Origin of the sequence: Rhizobium sp. Rhizsp42 (genome assembly GCF_047304155.1) — a bacterium.
Classification (GTDB): domain Bacteria; phylum Pseudomonadota; class Alphaproteobacteria; order Rhizobiales; family Rhizobiaceae; genus Rhizobium.
Genome location: NZ_JBGLYS010000012.1, coordinates 1 through 18045, shown reverse-complemented (window position 1 = coordinate 18045; position 18045 = coordinate 1). Strand labels below are relative to the sequence as shown.

The window sequence follows — 18045 nt, the reverse complement described above, 5'->3', positions numbered from 1 at the left end:
TTACTTGAGCTTCCCGATCATGTGCGCCTCGGGATAGCAGGTCGGCTTCATGCCGTTCTTTTCCTGCCACTGGCCGATGGAGCGGCGCGTCTTGTAGCCGGGCAGGCCATCGGAACCGCCGACGTCGTAGCCCTTCTTCTCCAGCGCCTTCTGCATGGTGGCGACATCCGAGCGCAGCATCTTGCCGACATCGCCCCAGGCGCCTTCGAACGCGCCGGAACCATAAGCGATGCGGTCCGCCAGATTGCCGATGTAGAGCGCGTAGAGATCGGAATTGTTGTATTCCTTGATGACGTAGAAATTCGGCGTCACCAGGAATTCCGGGCCGTCGCGGCCGGCCGGCACCATCATCATGCCCGTCGCGTTCTTCTCGCCCGAGGGGAAGGCCTTGCCGGAGATACGGTCGATGCCGAGCGAATTCCAGTGGGAAATCGGCTTGCCGAGATCGGGGCCTTCCTGGGCGCAGGAGACGTTTTCAGGGATCGTCACCTCGTAGCCCCAGCCGCGGTTCGCCTGCCAGCCCTTCTTGACCAGGAAGTTGGCGATCGAGCCCAGCGTATCGGGAACCGAGGTCCAGATGTTGCGGTGACCGTCGCCATCGAAATCGACGGCATATTTCAGATAGCTCGTCGGCATGAACTGCGGCTGGCCGAGCGCGCCGGCCGACGATCCCTTGAAATCGGCCGCCGTCACGTCGCCGCCGTCGATGATGTGCAGGCCGGCGATCAGCTCGGTGCGGAACATCTCCTTGCGGGTGGACATGAAGGCCTTGGTGGCCAGCACCTCGATGCCGGAATTCGGGATCTTGGCGGCGCCGAAGCCGGTCTCGCGGCCCCAGATCGCAAGCACGATCGAGCCGGGCACGCCATAGGTCTTCTCGATCTTCTTCAGTGTCGAGGCATATTGCGTCTGGAAGCTGCGGCCGGTGACGGCCAGGCGCTTCAGCCGGTCATCGTTGAAATAGGGCGCCGGCGAGGAGAACTCGGCCTGCGTCTGCTTCTGCTCCTTCGGCGGCGGGAAGCCGGGAGGGGCGAGGTCGTTTAGCGACCAATCGAGCGTGACGCCTGCGAATGCGGCCTTGAAGGTCTTTTCGGATATGCCGCTCTTTTGCGCTTCCGGCCAGAGGTCGGCTTGCACCCAGCGCTCGAATTGGGCTTCGACTTGGGCTTTCGAGGGGGCGGCGTGGGCTGCATGTGAGGTTGCGAGGAAAGTGAGAAGAATAGCGAGGGCATGCCGTGCGATACCCCCCTCTGTCCTGCCGGACATCTCCCCCACAAGGGGGGAGATTGGCTGGAAGCGAACGCTCGCTCCACTCTCATTGTTTGACTGGAAGCCCGCCACGAGTCGATCTCCCCCCTTGTGGGGGAGATGCCCGGCAGGGCAGAGGGGGGTATTTCCGATCTCGGACGGCATCAAATTTCCCCTCACCTCATCTCCCCTCATATCGACGTCCGCGCCCGAAGCGCCGCCGTCAGTGTGCCCTCGTCGAGATAATCCAGCTCACCGCCAACAGGCACGCCATGCGCCAGTCGCGTGATCTTCACATCGAGCCCGGCCAGCTGGTCGGTTATATAGTGTGCTGTGGTTTGCCCCTCGACGGTGGCGTTGACGGCGATGATCAGTTCCTTGATGCCGCCGGCCGTGACGCGTTCGATCAGGCCCTTGATGTTGAGATCATCCGGGCCGACGCCATCGAGCGGTGAGAGCGTGCCGCCGAGCACGTGATACGCGGCGTTCAAAGCGGCCGCACGCTCCAGCGCCCAGAGGTCGGAGACATCTTCGACGACGATGATGACGGACTGGTCGCGTCGATCGTCGGTGCAGACGGTGCAGGGATCGGACGTATCGACATTGCCGCAGCGCGAGCAGATCTTGACCTTGTCGTAGGCTTCGCCCATGGCGCTGCCCAGCGGCCCGAGCAGCTGATCCTTCTTCTTGATCAGGTGCAGCGCGGCGCGGCGCGCGGAGCGTGGGCCGAGGCCCGGCACCTTCGCCAGCAGCTGGATGAGTTTTTCGATTTCGGGGCCGGTGACTCGCTTTGCCATATCGGGTTCTTAGCCCATATGTTTGAAAAACGGAAACGGACAGAAAAGCGGGCCTTATGAAAATCCTCGCCGTCTGCATCGGCAACGCCGAGAAGCTCCCCGGCAAGAGCTACAAGACCGGCATCAACAAGCACGCCATCACCGGCGGCGTGCTCGTCGATGCCGAAGGACTGCTGGGCGATGCGATCTGCAACCGAAAGCACCATGGCGGTGTCGACCAGGCCGTCTATGTCGAGGGATCGCTGACGCTCGACTGGTGGTCGGCGGAACTCGGCCAGACGATCGCCCCCGGCACCTTCGGCGAAAACCTCGTCATCGAGGGGCTCGACAACACCATGGTCGCGGTCGGCGATCGGTTCATAGCCGGCGATCTTGTGCTTGAGGTCACCTCGGCGCGTATCCCCTGCGCCACCTTCGCGGCGCGCATGGGCGATCCGTTGTTCGTCAAGCGCTACACCCGCGCCGGCCGGCCGGGCATCTATTGCCGGGTGATCGAACCCGGGACGGTGACAGCAGGCGAAAGCGTGGAATGGCAGCGGTTCGAGGGAGCGCGGGTCACGATGCCGGAGATGATTGCAACATTCGGCAGGCGTCTTTCTACAGAAGACCGCGCCCGCTATCTCGCCGCGCCGATCCATTACAAGCTGCGCGACAGCCTTCTCGCGGAAAACTAAGCCCGCGTGGGTCGCGACCCCGAGATTCCGCTTTTATGATCACTTGCTGATATCAGGACGTCTCCTAATTTCCTTCTGACGGTGTGCCAATCCAAGGAGGCCTGCATGTCCGTCTTCAAGTTTACCTCGATCGCCCTTGCCGTTGCCGCCGCGACGGCCCTTTCCGCTCCCCAGCCGGCGGCGGCGGCGAATGTGCATGCGGGGTCGCTGACCTGCGATATCTCGGCGGGAATCGGCATGATCATCGGCTCGAAACGGGAGGTGGACTGCATGTTCACGCCCTCGCAGCCGGGGCATGTGGAGCATTACCGCGGCGCGATCACCAAGATCGGCGTCGATATCGGCATGCTGAAAGGCGGAACGCTGATCTGGTACGTCTATGCGCCGGCGAACCACCCCGAAGGCGCGCTGCAGGGCAGCTATTCCGGCGTGGCGGCCAATGCGACCGTCGGCCTCGGTCTCGGGGCGAATGCGCTGGTGGGCGGCTTGGAGGGATCGGTGGCGCTGCAGCCGCTGTCGGTCGAGGGCACGTCCGGGCTCAACGTCGCGGCCGGCATCGCCAACATGAAGCTGACCTTCGTTCCGCCGCCGAAGGCAAAGCCCGCCAAACACCACACGCAGAAGCACACGAAATAAGCGTTCTCAAACGACAAGCGCCGGCCACCCGATGGGCGCTGGCGCTTGCAAAATCCAAATTGGATCGAATGATCAGAAGGGCATCTTGAAGCCGGGCGGGATCGGCAGGCCTGCCGTCAGCGCCTTGGTCTTTTCGGCGGCGACCGCGTCGGCCTTTTCCTTGGCATCCTTGTGGGCGGCGACGATCAGATCCTCGAGAATCTCGACGTCGTCTTCCTTGAAGAGCGACGGGTCGATCTTCAGGCTCTGCATTTCGCCCTTGCCCGTGATTACGACGGTCACGAGACCGCCACCAGACTTGCCTTCGGCCGTGAGCGTGGCGATTTCCGCCTGCATCTGCTCCATCTTGGCCTGCATTTCCTTGACTTTGCCCATCATGCCCATGATGTCGCGCATCGTCTTGCTCCTTCTTGGTGTCTCAGAATTCTATGTCGTCGCCGGGCAGGATATCGCCCTCTTCGGATTCGGCGGTCGCCGGCGCCTGCACGGGACCTTCCTCTTCTTCCGGTTCCGGCGCGCGGACGCGAACGTCGATGATCTTGGCGCCTGGAAACTGCGAGAGGATGGCCGCCACATCAGGATCCTGCCGGGCGTCGCTCACCTGTTGCGCCTTGGCGTTGGCTTCGGCTTCCACCATGGTCGGCTGGCCGGCTTCGCGGCTGAGGCTGACGATCCAGTGGATGCCGGTCCATTCCTTGAGCTTCAGCGCAAGTTCGTTCAGCAGCGTTCCCGGCGCGCCTTCCGTCAGGTTGACATCCAGGATGCCGGGCTGAACGCGAACCGGGCGCACGAAATTGCGCACCAGCGCCTTGATCTTCACATCGCGCTTTTCGCCGGCGAGGTTGGCGATATCGCTGACCGAATTGACCCGCACCAGCGGCTGCGGCGCATCGGCGGCCTTCGCCTCGGTGCGGCCGACGGCCAGGCTCTGAGGATCAGAGTTCTGGACGACGCGCAGCATGGCGGTCGGGCCGGCGGGCTGCGGACGTGGTGCTGCGGCTTCCGCGGCGCGGGCCATGACATTGCCCTGATAGCTGACGGTCGCACCGCCGTTTCCACCACCATTGCCGGATGGTGAGGGCGAACGCGCGCCGCCATTGTTTTCGGAGAATTCCGCAAGCCGACGGGCCGCGTCCTCGGGGGCAGGCAGATGGGCGGCGTGTGCCAGGCGGATCAGCACCATTTCGGCGGCACCCGACGGACGCGAGGATGCTTCCACCTCAGGAATGCCCTTCAAGAGCATCTGCCAGATGCGCGACAGCGCGGTGACGGCGACGCCTTGCGAGAATTCGGCGCCCTTGGTGCGCTCGATTTCGCTGAGCGAGGGATCTTTTGCGGCATCCGGCACGTATTTCAGACGCGTCACAAGATGCGTGAAATCGGCAAGATCGGTCAGCACCGCCACCGGATTGGCGCCGGCCTCGTACTGGCTCTCGAATTCGCCAAGGGCCGCGGCCACGTCACCCTTGATGACGTGCTGGAAGAGATCGACGATGCGGGCGCGGTCGGCGAGGCCGAGCATCCCGCGCACCGATTCGGCCAGCACCGCGCCGCCGCCATGGGCGATCGCCTGGTCGAGCAGCGACAGGCCGTCGCGCGCCGAGCCTTCGGCGGCACGCGCGATCATCGCCAGCGCATCCGGCTCGGCCTCGATGCCTTCCTTCGATGCGATCGTGGTAAACAGTCCGACGAGATCGGACGCGCTGATGCGGCGCAGATCGAAGCGCTGGCAGCGCGACAGCACCGTGATCGGCACCTTGCGGATTTCGGTCGTGGCGAAGATGAACTTCACATGCTCCGGCGGCTCTTCGAGCGTCTTCAACAGGCCGTTGAAGGCCTGCGTCGAGAGCATGTGCACTTCGTCGATGATGTAGACCTTGTAGCGCGCAGACACCGGGCGATAGCGCACCTGCTCGATGATCTCGCGGATATCGTCGATACCGGTATGCGAGGCGGCGTCCATCTCGATGACATCGACATGGCGACCTTCCATGATCGCCTGGCAGTGGTCGCCGGGGATGCGCAGATCGATCGTCGGCTTGTCGATCTCGGCTGTCTTGTAATTCAGCGCGCGCGCCAGGATGCGGGCGGTCGTCGTCTTGCCGACCCCGCGAACGCCGGTCAGCATGTAGGCCTGCGCAATACGGCCGGTCTCGAAGGCGTTGGTCAGGGTCTGGACCATCGGCTCCTGGCCGACCATCAGATCCGTGAAATCCTTGGGGCGGTATTTGCGTGCTAGCACCCGGTATCCGGTGCCCGTCGAGGCGGCATCTTGTGATTGTCGCTCGGTGTCGCTCATCGCCCTGCTTAACGCCCGAACTCTTCGGGCAAAGGATGGAGAGAAGGGTGGGAGGCTGGCACGATGACCCGTGCCTGGCTCGTTAGGGCTGCTTCCTTCCGGACCTGACCCGGTTGGCGAGTGGCTCGTCCACCACCAACCTCCCGAAGGCACATATCGGCAATATCGCGATCAAAAGCAAGCCAAGCTCCGAAAAAACTGCTAGCCTATGGAAAACTCTGGAGGAATACCCGTTGGACGCTTTCAAACTCGACCACCGGCTGGCCAATGACAGCATCAGTATCCTGAAAACGGGCCTCTGCGACTTCCGGCTCGCCAGGGACTGTCGCTGGCCATGGCTGATCCTCGTGCCGCAGCGCACCGATATCACCGAGATTTTCGAGCTGACGCCGCTCGACCAGGTGATGCTGACCTTCGAGACGGAGCTGGCATCGACGGCCCTGAAGAAGGTGACCGGGGCGACAAAAATCAATGTCGCGGCTATTGGCAATATCGTCCGCCAGCTTCATGTTCATGTCGTCGCGCGCTTCGAAGGTGATCCGAACTGGCCCGGCCCGATCTGGGGCTACGGCAAGGCGGAGGCCTATGAAGACGCGAAACGAGACCAATTCATAGAGACGATGCGGGAAGCCCTTTCATCATGAGCCGTTCGCTTTTCGAGACGGATGTACCCCATCCCGAGCCCAGCAATCTGACGGCATTCGCCGCCAACGACCTGATCCGCGATTCCGAGCATCGCAACGAAAACTCGGTGGACGAGGCGCTCGCCAAGGATGGAACCCATATCTTCGCCTTTACCGGCGACAAGCTGGTATTGAAGCATGACGGCCAGGTGCTCGACCCGCTGTTTGCGCGCTACGAGCTGACCGATCTCAAGCCCAACTGGGACGAGACGATCCTGCTCGGCTACCGCAAGAGCGGCGAGCCGAGATTGGCGGTGCCGGTCGCCGTGCCGGAAGAACAGCTTTCGAACCAATACAAGCCCGCCGACGGCCGCTCGCTCTATCGCGACACGCTGCTCGACGACGTGCTGCTCGGCGAATTCGCGCAGGGCGCCAGCCTGATCCGCTGGAACAGCGACAACCGGTTCTGCGGCCGCTGCGGCTCCGGCATGGAGATGCATATCGGCGGCTACAAGCGCGTCTGCTCCGCCTGCCAGCACACGATCTTCCCGCGCACCGACCCTGTCGTCATCATGCTCACCATCGACGAGGAGCGTGATCTCTGCCTGCTCGGGCGCGGTGCGCACTTCGCACCCGGCATGTATTCCTGTCTCGCCGGCTTCGTGGAGCCCGGTGAAACCATCGAGAACGCGGTGCGCCGCGAGACGCTGGAAGAATCCGGCATCCGTACCGGGCGCATCCGCTACCACGCCTCGCAGCCCTGGCCGATGCCGCACACGCTGATGATCGGCTGCTACGCCGAGGCCAAATCACGCGACATTACCCGCGACGAGCAGGAGCTCGAGGACTGCCGCTGGTTTACCCGCGAGGAAACGATCGAGATGCTCGAGCGCCCTGGCACGACGGGCAAAGCGCCGCCACCGAAGGGCGCCATCGCCCACCGCCTGATGCGCGACTGGGTGGAGTGGAAGAAGTAGGCCAGTATCATGGCACGCTCCGAGAGGTTGCTGACCCTGTTGCAGACGCTCCGTCGCTATAGACGACCCGTGAGCGGCGCGGTGCTGGCGGAGGAAACCGGCGTCAGCATCCGCACGCTCTACCGCGACATCGCCAGCCTGCAGGCGCAGGGGGCGCTGATCGAGGGCGAGCCGGGGCTTGGCTATATCCTCAGGCCCGGCTTCATGCTGCCGCCGATGATGTTTTCACAGGACGAGATCGAGGCGCTGGTGCTGGGATCGCGCTGGGTGGCGCGGGCGGCCGATCCGAGGCTGGCGGCAGCGGGCGCCGACGCGCTCGCCAAGATCGCCGACGTTTTGCCGCGCGAGATCCGAGACGAGATCGAGACCTCCCCTCTCCTCATCCACATGCGCCCGCCGATATCGAGCAAGGCCGACATGGGCGTGATCCGCAAGGCGATCCGCGGCGAGCGGGTGCTGAAGCTGACCTATACCGACGAGGGCGGCGCGGTCTCCATCCGCAATGTCTGGCCTTTCGCGATCAGCTATACCGAGCAGGTCCGGATGATCGTTGCCTGGTGCGAGCTCAGACAGGATTACCGCCATTTCCGGACCGATCGCATCGTCGAGATGATCCCGCAGGAAATGCGCTATCCGCGCCGCCGCGCCGTGCTGCTGCAAGAGTGGAGCGACCGCGAAATCGTGCCGCGCGAACGGCAAACACTACTGCCATAAACTGACAGTATATGAGTCTAGTATGGGTCCTATCGAAACAGGAGGACCTGCCATGACGAGCCTGAACACGTCCCAGACCATGGGCCAGACGATGGGCCAGACGACGCGCGGCAACCACCGTTCCGACGAGGCCAGCTCCGACACCTGGTATCCGCAATCGCTGATGCTCAGGATGATGCAGAATGCATCGCGCGGCATGGCGCATAGCATGGGGCGTACTGGTGCGCCGCGTCTCGATCCGCAGTCGATGTCGGAGAATCTGAGGCGCGATATCGGCGTCATCGACTGGGGCAGCCGCGACCGCGACCGCGACCGCGACCGCGAGCGGTAACCGACCACACTTTCACATTTCAATCACGCTTTTGACCGCTGCCGGCAAGCCCGGCGGCGTTCGCATCATCACGTCATTTTCACGCAGAGGGACACCATCATGAACAGCCCCAATCTCATCATTCTCTATGTCCGCGATCCCGCCGAGAGTGCCAGCTTCTACAAGGCGCTGCTCAACCGCGAGCCGGTTGCCGCCGCTCCCAATTTCGTGGCTTTCGCGCTTGATGGCGGTTTCACGCTGGGCCTGTGGCGACTGAGCAGCGTCGTGCCGCAACCATCGGCGATCGGCAGCCGCGCCGAGATCGCCTTTATGGTGCCGGGCGAAAACGGCGTCTCCAATCTCTACCGCGACTGGCGCGACCGCCACCTGCCGATCGCCCAGGACCTCACCGACCTCGACTTCGGCCCGACCTTCGTAGTGCTCGATCCGGATGGGCATCGGCTGCGGGTTTGTGAGCCGGATAAGTAAGCATTGCTGCAGAGCATTAAAAAGGGCGCCTCGGCGCCCTTTTGTCGTTACTTCTGCAGCAGGCCCCGCATCGGGTGGCCCTTGTAGACGCCGAGGATGCGGACCTTCTCGGAGAAGAACTGCAGTTCTTCCAGCGCGCGGCGGACGTTGGCGTCGCCGGGGTGGCCTTCTATGTCGGCATAGAACTGGGTGGCGACGAACTTGCCGCCGAGCTGGTAGCTTTCCAGCTTGGTCATGTTGATGCTGTTGGTGGCAAAGCCGCCGAGCGCCTTGTAGAGCGCGGCCGGAATGTTGCGGACGTTGAAGACGAAGGTGGTGACCAGCTTCTCTTCGGCCGCGCCGCGCTCGGCCCACTTCTCGTCGCGCGATAGGATGACGAAGCGGGTGACGTTGTCTTCGGTGTCCTCGACGTTTTCGGCGATGATATCGAGCTTGTAGAGGTCGGCTGCCAGACGTGGCGCAAGGGCTGCCATCGAGCGGTCGCCGGTTTCCTGCACCAGCTTGGCAGCACCCGCCGTATCGCCGGCGACCACGGCCTTCCAGCCATTGGCGCGCACGATCTTGCGGCACTGGCCGAGTGCGTGGATGTGGCTGTGGACCGTGCGGACCTCGTCCTTGGTGACGCCCGGCAGCACCATGAGCTGGAAGCGGATCGGCATGAAGTATTCGCCGATGATGTGCAGGCGCGATTCCGGCAGCAGGTGGTGAATATCGGCGACGCGGCCGGCGATGGTGTTTTCGATCGGGATCATCGCCAGATCGGCATCGCCGCTTTCCAGCGCCACGAAGGCATCCTCGAAGGTCTGGCACGGCAGCGGATCCATATCAGGAAACATGTCGCGGCAGGCCATGTCGGAATTGGCGCCGAAGTCGCCCTGGAAGGCGATTTTGTTGGTCTTGATGCTCATGGGAGATCCGTTACTTCAATTGTGCGGAAAGAATGCGCCGCGCCTTTTCAAGGTCGGCGGGAGTATCGACACCGAGCGGAACGGTGTCAACGATCTCGACATCGATGCGCATGCCCGCTTCCAGCGCCCGCAGTTGCTCCAGCGATTCGCGCTTTTCGAGCGTGGAGGGTCCGAGCGATACGAAGCGCTCCAGCGCCGCGCGGCGATAGGTGTAGAGGCCGATGTGATGATAGAGCGGGCCTTCGCCATAAGGTGCCGTCGCCCGCGTGAAGTAGAGCGCCCTCATGCGGGTTTCGGACAGCGGCGAGCCGACCACCTTGACGATATGCGGTGCCGTCTTGTCTTCCTCGTTGTCGATGGCGATCGTCAGCGTGGCGATATCGACGGCGGCGTCTTCAAGCGGGCGCAGCGATGCGCGCACCGTCTCCGGCTCGATCGTCGGCAGGTCGCCCTGGACGTTGACGATGTATTCGATGCGGCCTTCGGGATCGACCTTGGTCAGCGCTTCGTAAATGCGGTCGGAGCCGGATTGATGCGCCTTGGCGGTCATGACCACCTCGAAACCCGCGGCGGCGACCACGTCGAACACTTCCTGCTCGTCGACGGCAACGACCACGCGGCCGATCGCGGCCTCCTTCGCTCGAAGAGCCACCTGGATGACCATCGGCTTGCCGCAGATGTCCGCGAGCGGCTTTCCGGGCAGTCGGGTGGATGCCATGCGGGCCGGAATGAGGACGAGTACGTTGTCTAAATTTGGACTTGCCATTGCTCAGGCCTTCATTTCCGGGCGGAAAGGTGTCAAAAAGTCTCATGCTGCCGAGGCGTTCGGCTGTTGCAAGAATTAGCCAAAAGACATAGGTTTCGCTCGATTTCAAGTGACAGACCGGTTTTATGTCTGCCGGCTGTGAGGGGGGAGCATCACAGATGAATTCTTACGTGAATACGGCGGTGGGAGCGCTACTTGGGACGGTTTTCGTCCTGATGTCCGTATCCATCGCTTCGGAAAGCCTGTTTCATTCGGAAAATCCGGAGAAAGAGGGCTTTGCCATTGTAGCCGAGGAAGCTTCGGCCGCCGATGCCGGTGGCGCTGCTCCGGCTGCCGCCGTGCCGATCGCGCAGTTGCTTGCGAAAGCCGACGCGAAGGCCGGCGAAACGGTCTTCAAGAAGTGTCAGGCCTGTCATGACGGCACGAAAGGGGGACCGAACAAGGTCGGGCCGAACCTCTTTGGTGTCGTAGATCGTCCCATCGGCGCGCATGAAGGTTTCGCCTATTCGGCTGCCATGAAGGATTTTTCCAAGGGCGCTAGCGAGAAGTGGACTTTCGATCACCTGAACCACTTCCTGGCCGCGCCGAAGAAGTACATTGCCGGAACGGCGATGGGCTTTGCCGGCCTCCAGAAGGACACCGACCGCGCCAACGTGATCCTCTACCTGCACACGCTGGCCGATTCGCCGGTGCCGCTGCCCGATCCAAACGCGCCTGATTCGGCGACGCAGTGAGATCATCCATTGCATGAAATACGAAAGCCCGGCCGATGCGCCGGGCTTTTTCGTTTCGGGTATTTCGATTATCCGAGGAGGTAGGCCCAGAAGGAGACGGTGATGGCGCCGAGTGCTGTCGTCAGCGTGATCGTCGAGGCGGCAAGACTATGGCCGACGCCGAAGCGGTTGGCGATCAGCCAGGCGTTGACGCCTGTCGGAACGGCCGAGATCAGAACGAGTGCCGCGGTCCAATCGCTTTCCAGGCCGAGCAGATGGCTGGTCGTCCAGACGCAGGCAGGCAAGAGCAGAAGCTTGAAGGCCGAGGTGACGCTGGCGATGCCGACATTGCCGGAGGTGCCGTATTGCTGCAGCGCCATTCCGAGCGAGATCAGGGCGACAGGGCCGGATACGCCAGCGATCTGATCGACCACCAGTTCGACCGGCATCGGCATCGTCCAGCCGAGCAGATGCATGAGGGCACCACCGGCTAGCCCGATGACCAGCGGATTGCGCACGAGATTGCTGGCGATCTGGCGCAGCACCGCGACGATGCTGCGACCCTTGCCACCGGCGATCTTGTGCTCGGCACGCTCCATCAGGATGGTGCCGATGATCATCATGACCGGCAGGTGCACGGCGATCAGGATCGACAGCGGCACGAGGCCCTTGTCACCGACGGTGCGCTGAACGAGCGGCAGGCCGATGAAGATGGTGTTGGCAAAGGCCGACGACACGCCGGCAAGCACGCCGATGCGGTCATCGCGACCGAAGAAACGCGTGGCGGCGATGTGGGCGGCGGTCCAGGTGATGGCGACGCCGGAGAAATAGGCGATCCAGAGCCGGAAGGGCGAGGCGCCCTTGAAGTCCGCTTCGGCGATGGTGCGGAAGAGCAGCAACGGCACGGCGATCTTGAAGACGAAGTCGCTCAGCGCATCGCCGACCTCCGCCTTCATCAACCCCACTTTGACGATCAGCCAGCCGATCAAGATCATCACGAAGATGGGAAGAACGTCGAGAAAGATGGCGGACATCGGGGACGGATTGCCTATTGCATGGAATATCAAAGGTCTAACAGCAAACTGTTCGCGCTGACAAACCGGAATGAGATTGGCCGTGGCACAAACGCAAAAAAAGCGGGGTTCGGCCCGCTTTTCCGCATCCGGTCTTGCCGGATTGCCGGTTGGTCATGCTGCCAGTTCATCCGTGGTCAGCGTCGCACCGGTATCGTCGAAGGGCATGACTTTATCTGTCGGACCCTTCTCGATCGGCGACTGCCCTAAAGCCGTCCATGCCGATCTTGTTGATGAGAGATATAGCCAGCCAAAATGACAGGCGAATGACGTCGGCGCGGCATTTTTGCGAAAGGATTGGCCGCAAATCCGGCATTTCTGCTTCCCATGGGCTGAAAATCCGCTAAGACCGACTACCGGCTATCACCAAAACCGGGACCTCCCATTTCATGACCAAATTCGATGTACTGACTGTCGGCAACGCCATCGTCGATATTATCGCGCGTTGCGACGACCAGTTCCTCATTGATCACAAGATCACCAAGGCAGCGATGAACCTGATCGATGCCGAGCGCGCCGAACTGCTCTACAACCACATGGGCCCGGCGCTGGAAGCCTCGGGCGGAAGCGCCGGCAACACGGCGGCCGGTATCGCCAATTTCGGCGGCAAGGCCGCCTATTTCGGCAAGGTCGCGGAAGACCAGCTCGGCGAGATCTTCGCCCACGACATCCGCGCCCAGGGCGTGCACTACCAGACGCAGCCGAAGGGCAAGTTCCCGCCGACCGCCCGCTCGATGATCTTCGTGACAGAAGATGGCGAGCGCTCGATGAACACCTATCTCGGCGCCTGCGTCGAGCTCGGACCCGAGGATGTCGAGCCCGAGGTCGTGGCGCAGTCGAAGGTCACCTATTTCGAAGGCTATCTCTGGGATCCGCCGCGCGCCAAGGAAGCGATCCGCGATTGCGCCCGCATCGCCCATGAGAACGGCCGCGAAATGTCGATGACGCTCTCCGACAGCTTCTGCGTCGGCCGCTACCGCGACGAGTTTCTCGACCTGATGCGCTCGGGCACCGTCGATATCGTCTTCGCCAACAAGCAGGAGGCGCTGGCGCTCTACGAAACCGAGGATTTCGAAGAGGCGCTCGTGAAGATCGCGCAGGATTGCAAGATCGCCGCGGTGACGATGAGCGAAGAGGGTGCCGTCATCTTGAAGGGCAGCGAGCGCTTCTATGTCAGCGCCATCGAGATCAAGGAGCTTGTCGATACGACCGGCGCCGGCGATCTGTTCGCGGCGGGCTTCCTCTACGGCTACACGCAGGGGCGGACGCTCGAGGATTGCGGCAAGCTCGGCTGCCTGGCGGCCGGCATCGTCATCCAGCAGATCGGACCGCGTCCGATGAAGTCGCTTGCTGAAGCTGGCAAGCAGGCGGGCCTTCTCTAAGGCCCGACTTACCTCTTGCTTACCTGGAAGCCTTCAATCCGTTGAAGGCTTCTCTTATTTGAAGGCCTCACTTACTTGAAGGCTTCGCCGGGATCGGCCTTACTTGAAGGCCTCTCCGGGATAGGCGCCCCAGATTTCCGACTGCGCCACCCAGCCTTCGGCGCCGTCGATCTTGGCGAGGCACCAGTCGCCGGTACATTCTCCGATGTTCATCATCACACCGGGCTCCAGCTTGGCGACGACGGTCGCGGATGGCTGGGCCTCGCGGCGCACGTTGACGAAAACGCTCTTGCCCTTGCCCTTCATCCAGGGAGCGGCAATTGCGGCGCGGGAACCAGACAGCAGCGACTGGTTGACCCAGCCCTCGGTGCCATCGGCATCGCGCACCTGGCGCCAGTTGTCATATTCCTGGATGATTTCCACCGGCAGGCCGGCTTTCAGATACATCCACGACGCGGCATAATCGGTGCCGGGGCCGATGCGCAGATTGACGCGCTTGGATTTCAGCGTGACGAAGCGCGGCAGCGGCAGGCCGCTCGGACCCTTCGCCGCCTGGGCGTAGCCAAGCTCGGCGGTGCCGGCCGAAAGCACAAAGCCCAACGCGAGGGCGAGGCATGATTTCAGGACTGTGCTGCGCATGACGATTTCCGTTCGCTAAAACCCAGGCGGTTCCTCCGCCTGATTTCCGGACCTCGACATTCCCGCGCACGCTCAACGAGTTTTGTTTGTCTTCGCGTACGGGTCTGGTAGAAATTCCCCGGAACGGGAAAATTATCCCGCGTCTTGGTTAAGGACCTCTGAACAAGGCAGCAGCTCCAGGATATGACGACAAAGAAAAAAACGAAGGTCTACATTACCCGCAAGCTGCCGGATGCCGTCGAAACGCGCATGCGCGAATTGTTCGACGCCGAGCTCAATATCGACGACACGCCACGTACCGCAGCCCAACTTGCCGCTGCGATGAAGAACGCCGACGTGCTGGTGCCGACGGTGACCGACCGGATCGACGCGGCGCTGATCGACGAGGCCGGTCCGCAATTGAAGCTGATCGCGAGCTTCTCCAACGGCACTGATCACATCGACGTGGAGGCCGCCGCCCGCAAGGGGATTACCGTCACCAACACACCCAACGTGCTCACCGAGGATACCGCCGACATGACGATGGCGCTGATCCTCGCCGTGCCGCGCCGGCTTGGCGAAGGTGCGCGTGTGCTGACCGACAGGCCCGGCGAATGGGCCGGATGGTCGCCCACCTGGATGCTCGGACGGCGCATCCACGGCAAGCGGATCGGCATTGTCGGCATGGGCCGGATCGGCACCGCCGTTGCCCGCCGCGCCAAGGCCTTCGGTCTCTCGATCCATTATCACAACCGCAAGCGGGTGACGGCGACGACGGAAGACGAGCTTGAGGCGACCTATTGGGAAAGCCTCGACCAGATGCTGGCGCGCGTCGACATCGTCTCGGTCAACTGCCCGTCGACGCCGGCGACCTTCCATCTGCTCTCGGCACGGCGCCTCGCGCTGCTGCAGCCGACGGCCTATCTCGTCAACACCGCCCGCGGCGACGTGATCGACGAGGCGGCGCTGATCAAGTCGCTGAGGGAAGGCAAGCTTGCGGGCGCCGGGCTAGACGTGTTCGAGAACGAACCGGCGGTCAATCCGAAGCTGATCAAGCTTGCCAACGAGGGCAAGGTGGTGCTCTTGCCGCACATGAGCTCGGCGACGATCGAGGGCCGTATAGACATGGGCGACAAGGTGATCATCAACATCCGCGCCTTCATGGACGGCCACCGTCCGCCGAACCGGGTGCTGCCGGGGCGCTAAGCCAAGCTCTAAACCGGCAGGCGCTTGCGCATCTCGATCGAGGTGACGCGGGTGAAGCCCGGATGGGCGTTCTCGGCGGTCTTCTCGAAGCCCCAGCGGCCGAAGACGGCGTGGTTCTCCGTGAGCTCGATGCGTGTTTCCAGTCTCAACGCCGGCAGCGAAAGTGCGCGAGCGGTGTCCTCCGCGATGCCAAGTAGCCGCCTACCGACGCCGCGCCGCTCGGCAGCCGGCGCCACCGCCAGCTTGCCGACATAGAGGCAATCCGCCTCCGGCCGCAGGAAAATGCAGCCGACAAGCGCGCCATCTTGGATCACGACATAGGCGATCTCGGCTTGCGCCTTGGCCGCCAGCGATTCGACCGTCAGCCCAAGCGCCGAGGATGGCGGGTCGATGCGGCCGTTCATGTAAGCGAAGGACGACAGGATGAGCGCGAGAAGCTCGTCCCAGCGGGAGAAACCGGAATCCAGACGAAGGATGGTCACGATGCCTGGCTCTCGCTCTGGCTTTGGCTGTGCCGGGCGCGCCGGCGCTTGTAGCGGATGGTGTCGAAGCGCGCAGAAAGCGCATCATAGAGCAGCAGGCGTCCGACCAGCGGCTCGCCGGTGCCTGTGATGAGCTTGATCGCTTCCATCGCCATCAGCGTGCCGATGACGCCTGTGAGTGCGCCGATGACGCCGGTCTCGGCGCAAACGGGGATGAGGCCTTCCGGCGGCTTTTCCGGGAAGAGGTCGCGGTAAGTGGGGTTGAGCGCGCCATCGGTCGATGTCTCATAGGGCTTCAGCACGGTGACCGAGCCATCGAACCGGCCGACGGCGCCGGTTACCAGCGGCAACTGCGCTGCTTCGGCGGCGTCAGCGGCGGTATAGCGCGTGTCGAAATTATCCGAGCCGTCGATGACGAGATCGAAGCCGGAGAGATGGCGGCGGGCGCTATCTGCGGAGAAGCGCTCCTCGAAACGGATGACGCGCACATGCGGATTGAGCCTGGCGATGGCGAAGGCCGCACTTTCCGTCTTCAATTCACCGATCGTGCCGGAATCGTGGATGACCTGGCGCTGCAGATTGGAGAGCGACACCCGGTCGTCGTCGGAAATGCCGAGCGTGCCGACGCCGGCTGCCGCGAGATATTGCAGGATGGGAGCGCCGAGGCCGCCGGCGCCGATGACGAGCACACGCGCTGCCTTCAGCTTCTGCTGGCCGGCGCCGCCGATCTCAGGCAGCAGGATGTGGCGCTGGTAGCGGGCGATTTCTTCCGGGCTCAACGGTTCCATGGGCGCGATGCTAGCATGGCCCTTGGCGGCGGGGAAAGTGTCGGTCATTCGAATATCTTTCCATCGGCAACGGTGAAAAACTGCGCCCGATCGCCGAGTGCTGCGAACATCGAGCGGTCGGTGCCGGTCATGAAGGCCTGACCGCCGAGCGCGTCGATCAGATCGAAAAGTGCTGCGCGCCGGTTTTCGTCGAGATGGGCGGCGATCTCGTCAAGCAGCAGGATCGGCGCATGGCCGGTGAGATTGGCGACGAGGCGGGCATGCGCCATGATGAGGCCAACAAGCAGCGCCTTCTGCTCGCCGGTCGAACAGCGCGCGGCTTCCATGCGCTTGTCGCGGTGGCGGACAAGCAGGTCGGCGCGGTGCGGCCCCTCCAGCGTGCGGCTGGCGGCGGCGTCGCGGTAGCGGCTTTCGGCGAGCTGTGCCGCGTATTCATCCTCGAGATCGACGGCGGGGCGATCGAACTGGCCATCCATGAAGCCGGCGAGATCGAGCGAGGCCGAGGGGAATGGCGAGGTTTCGCGGGTTTCCTCGATGAGGCGGACGAGGAGGCCGAGCATTTCCTGGCGGGCCATGGCCATGGCGATGCCGAGCGTTGCCATCTGCTCCTCGATGCCCGAGAGCCAGGAGGGGTCGAAACGGCGCTCGTCGAGTAGCTTGTTGCGGCTGCGCATGGCGCGCTCGAAATCACTGGCGCGGCGGCCATGGGCGGGATCCAGCGACAGCACGAGGCGATCGAGAAAGCGGCGGCGCTCGGACGAACCGCCGGTGAAGAGGCCGTCCATCGACGGCGTCAGCCAGAGAAGGCGCAGGTGATCGGTGAGCTCGTCGGCGGTCTTCGCCGGCGTGCCGTTGATGCGGAGCCGCCGCGACGTGTTCTCGTCGTTGCCGTCGACCCCGGTGCCGATCTCGACCTCGCCGTCCATGCCGTCGAGAGCCGCGAAGATCGTGAAGCCGCCATGGGCGCCGACGCGGGTGACATCGCCATAGGTGGCGCGGCGCATGCCCCGGCCCGGCGACAGAAACGACACCGCCTCCATCAGATTGGTCTTGCCGGCCCCATTATCCCCCACCAGCACCACATGCCGGCCATCCAGCTGCAAACCGGCCGACGCATAATTGCGAAAGTCGGTGAGCTTGAGACGGGACAGGGAAACCTTGTGGGGCATGCTTTATCCGGATTCGTGACGGCTGAGAGCTAAGCGCTATGGGCGCGGATGGCAAGGGTGGGGGTGTAGGGCGGGTCGATAGCGTTCTTTTGCAGCGGGCGATCAGACGTTGAGCATTGTGCCGTGTGTTACCCCCCTCTGCCCTGCCGGGCATCTCCCCCACAGGTGGGGAG

22 protein-coding genes and 1 other RNA gene are annotated in these 18045 nt (G+C 63.2%); 11 read left to right on the top strand and 12 right to left on the bottom strand.

Features of this window, described 5'->3' with window-relative positions; genetic code table 11:
* Both ACCD05_RS13565 and recR read right to left on the bottom strand, forming a co-directional pair.
* Entirely contained in the window at window positions 1-1266 is a 1266-nt protein-coding gene (locus ACCD05_RS13565; protein WP_413393282.1) for a lytic murein transglycosylase, read from the bottom strand.
* 173 nt (window positions 1267-1439) lie between these two features.
* A complete protein-coding gene (recR, locus tag ACCD05_RS13560; RefSeq protein WP_018899107.1) occupies window positions 1440-2045 on the bottom strand; it encodes a recombination mediator RecR in 606 nt (201 codons plus the stop codon).
* Between the two features lie 56 nt (window positions 2046-2101).
* Here recR and ACCD05_RS13555 point away from each other — a divergent pair, with 56 nt between their 5' ends.
* Both ACCD05_RS13555 and ACCD05_RS13550 read left to right on the top strand, forming a co-directional pair.
* On the top strand, window positions 2102-2719 hold the full coding sequence (locus ACCD05_RS13555; protein WP_413393279.1) for an MOSC domain-containing protein: 618 nt from the start codon (window positions 2102-2104) through the stop codon (window positions 2717-2719).
* A gap of 105 nt (window positions 2720-2824) precedes the next feature.
* Window positions 2825-3355, top strand: a complete 531-nt coding sequence (locus ACCD05_RS13550; RefSeq protein WP_413393277.1) for a DUF992 domain-containing protein — start codon at window positions 2825-2827, stop codon at window positions 3353-3355.
* A gap of 72 nt (window positions 3356-3427) precedes the next feature.
* On the opposite strand, the gene ACCD05_RS13545 is transcribed toward ACCD05_RS13550, so the two are convergent.
* The 3 genes from ACCD05_RS13545 to ffs all read right to left on the bottom strand — a co-directional run bounded on the left by ACCD05_RS13545 (window position 3428) and on the right by ffs (window position 5798).
* Window positions 3428-3751 carry a YbaB/EbfC family nucleoid-associated protein gene (locus tag ACCD05_RS13545; protein ID WP_018899104.1) on the bottom strand — a complete coding sequence of 108 codons (324 nt, stop codon included), beginning with the start codon at window positions 3749-3751 and terminating at the stop codon, window positions 3428-3430.
* A gap of 22 nt (window positions 3752-3773) precedes the next feature.
* Complete coding sequence (locus tag ACCD05_RS13540) at window positions 3774-5654, bottom strand: DNA polymerase III subunit gamma/tau (protein ID WP_413393275.1); 1881 nt, start codon at window positions 5652-5654, stop codon at window positions 3774-3776.
* A 47-nt stretch (window positions 5655-5701) separates the two neighbouring features.
* Window positions 5702-5798, bottom strand: an RNA gene (ffs, locus tag ACCD05_RS13535) — signal recognition particle sRNA small type.
* An 89-nt stretch (window positions 5799-5887) separates the two neighbouring features.
* On the opposite strand from ffs, the gene ACCD05_RS13530 reads away from it, so the two are divergent.
* The 5 genes from ACCD05_RS13530 to ACCD05_RS13510 all read left to right on the top strand — a co-directional run bounded on the left by ACCD05_RS13530 (window position 5888) and on the right by ACCD05_RS13510 (window position 8767).
* Entirely contained in the window at window positions 5888-6298 is a 411-nt protein-coding gene (locus ACCD05_RS13530; protein WP_018899102.1) for an HIT domain-containing protein, read from the top strand.
* Complete coding sequence (gene nudC, locus ACCD05_RS13525; RefSeq protein ID WP_413393272.1) at window positions 6295-7254, top strand: NAD(+) diphosphatase; 960 nt, start codon at window positions 6295-6297, stop codon at window positions 7252-7254. The genes ACCD05_RS13530 and nudC overlap by 4 nt, the downstream gene beginning before the upstream one ends.
* Window positions 7255-7263: 9 nt before the next feature.
* The gene (locus ACCD05_RS13520) at window positions 7264-7968 is read left to right on the top strand and encodes a helix-turn-helix transcriptional regulator (RefSeq protein ID WP_413393270.1); all 705 of its coding nucleotides are present in this window, start codon (window positions 7264-7266) and stop codon (window positions 7966-7968) included.
* 52 nt (window positions 7969-8020) lie between these two features.
* Window positions 8021-8299 carry a hypothetical protein gene (locus tag ACCD05_RS13515; RefSeq protein WP_413393268.1) on the top strand — a complete coding sequence of 93 codons (279 nt, stop codon included), beginning with the start codon at window positions 8021-8023 and terminating at the stop codon, window positions 8297-8299.
* Between the two features lie 99 nt (window positions 8300-8398).
* Window positions 8399-8767, top strand: a complete 369-nt coding sequence (locus tag ACCD05_RS13510; protein WP_209188669.1) for a VOC family protein — start codon at window positions 8399-8401, stop codon at window positions 8765-8767.
* A 47-nt stretch (window positions 8768-8814) separates the two neighbouring features.
* Here the strand turns inward: ACCD05_RS13510 and ACCD05_RS13505 are convergent, their stop codons facing one another.
* Window positions 8815-9675: a prephenate dehydratase gene (locus ACCD05_RS13505; protein ID WP_047506519.1), complete on the bottom strand. Its 861-nt coding sequence runs from the start codon at window positions 9673-9675 to the stop codon at window positions 8815-8817.
* 10 nt (window positions 9676-9685) lie between these two features.
* On the bottom strand, window positions 9686-10441 hold the full coding sequence (locus ACCD05_RS13500) for a 3-deoxy-manno-octulosonate cytidylyltransferase (protein WP_112982897.1): 756 nt from the start codon (window positions 10439-10441) through the stop codon (window positions 9686-9688).
* A gap of 158 nt (window positions 10442-10599) precedes the next feature.
* On the opposite strand from ACCD05_RS13500, the gene ACCD05_RS13495 reads away from it, so the two are divergent.
* Window positions 10600-11175, top strand: coding sequence for a c-type cytochrome (locus ACCD05_RS13495; RefSeq protein ID WP_112982896.1), 576 nt, complete (start codon window positions 10600-10602; stop codon window positions 11173-11175).
* Between the two features lie 68 nt (window positions 11176-11243).
* Here ACCD05_RS13495 and ACCD05_RS13490 read toward each other — a convergent pair whose 3' ends face one another.
* A complete protein-coding gene (locus tag ACCD05_RS13490) occupies window positions 11244-12188 on the bottom strand; it encodes an AEC family transporter (RefSeq protein WP_047506515.1) in 945 nt (314 codons plus the stop codon).
* 82 nt (window positions 12189-12270) lie between these two features.
* Between ACCD05_RS13490 and ACCD05_RS13485 the strand changes: the two genes are divergently transcribed.
* Window positions 12271-12486, top strand: coding sequence for a hypothetical protein (locus ACCD05_RS13485; RefSeq protein ID WP_413393264.1), 216 nt, complete (start codon window positions 12271-12273; stop codon window positions 12484-12486).
* A gap of 130 nt (window positions 12487-12616) precedes the next feature.
* Entirely contained in the window at window positions 12617-13609 is a 993-nt protein-coding gene (locus tag ACCD05_RS13480) for an adenosine kinase (RefSeq protein WP_413393262.1), read from the top strand.
* Between the two features lie 99 nt (window positions 13610-13708).
* On the opposite strand, the gene ACCD05_RS13475 is transcribed toward ACCD05_RS13480, so the two are convergent.
* Complete coding sequence (locus tag ACCD05_RS13475) at window positions 13709-14248, bottom strand: SH3 domain-containing protein (RefSeq protein ID WP_018899091.1); 540 nt, start codon at window positions 14246-14248, stop codon at window positions 13709-13711.
* Between the two features lie 183 nt (window positions 14249-14431).
* Here ACCD05_RS13475 and ACCD05_RS13470 point away from each other — a divergent pair, with 183 nt between their 5' ends.
* Window positions 14432-15433: a 2-hydroxyacid dehydrogenase gene (locus ACCD05_RS13470; protein WP_413393260.1), complete on the top strand. Its 1002-nt coding sequence runs from the start codon at window positions 14432-14434 to the stop codon at window positions 15431-15433.
* An 8-nt stretch (window positions 15434-15441) separates the two neighbouring features.
* Here ACCD05_RS13470 and ACCD05_RS13465 read toward each other — a convergent pair whose 3' ends face one another.
* Genes ACCD05_RS13465 through recF form a run of 3 tightly spaced genes read right to left on the bottom strand, consistent with a single transcriptional unit; the run spans window position 15442 to window position 17872 of the window.
* Window positions 15442-15915 carry a GNAT family N-acetyltransferase gene (locus ACCD05_RS13465; protein WP_413393258.1) on the bottom strand — a complete coding sequence of 158 codons (474 nt, stop codon included), beginning with the start codon at window positions 15913-15915 and terminating at the stop codon, window positions 15442-15444.
* Complete coding sequence (locus ACCD05_RS13460) at window positions 15912-16751, bottom strand: molybdopterin-synthase adenylyltransferase MoeB (RefSeq protein WP_413393256.1); 840 nt, start codon at window positions 16749-16751, stop codon at window positions 15912-15914. Before ACCD05_RS13460 ends, ACCD05_RS13465 begins: the two co-directional genes overlap by 4 nt.
* Window positions 16748-17872, bottom strand: coding sequence for a DNA replication/repair protein RecF (gene recF / locus ACCD05_RS13455; RefSeq protein ID WP_413393254.1), 1125 nt, complete (start codon window positions 17870-17872; stop codon window positions 16748-16750). Before recF ends, ACCD05_RS13460 begins: the two co-directional genes overlap by 4 nt.
* Window positions 17873-18045 lie beyond the last annotated feature (173 nt).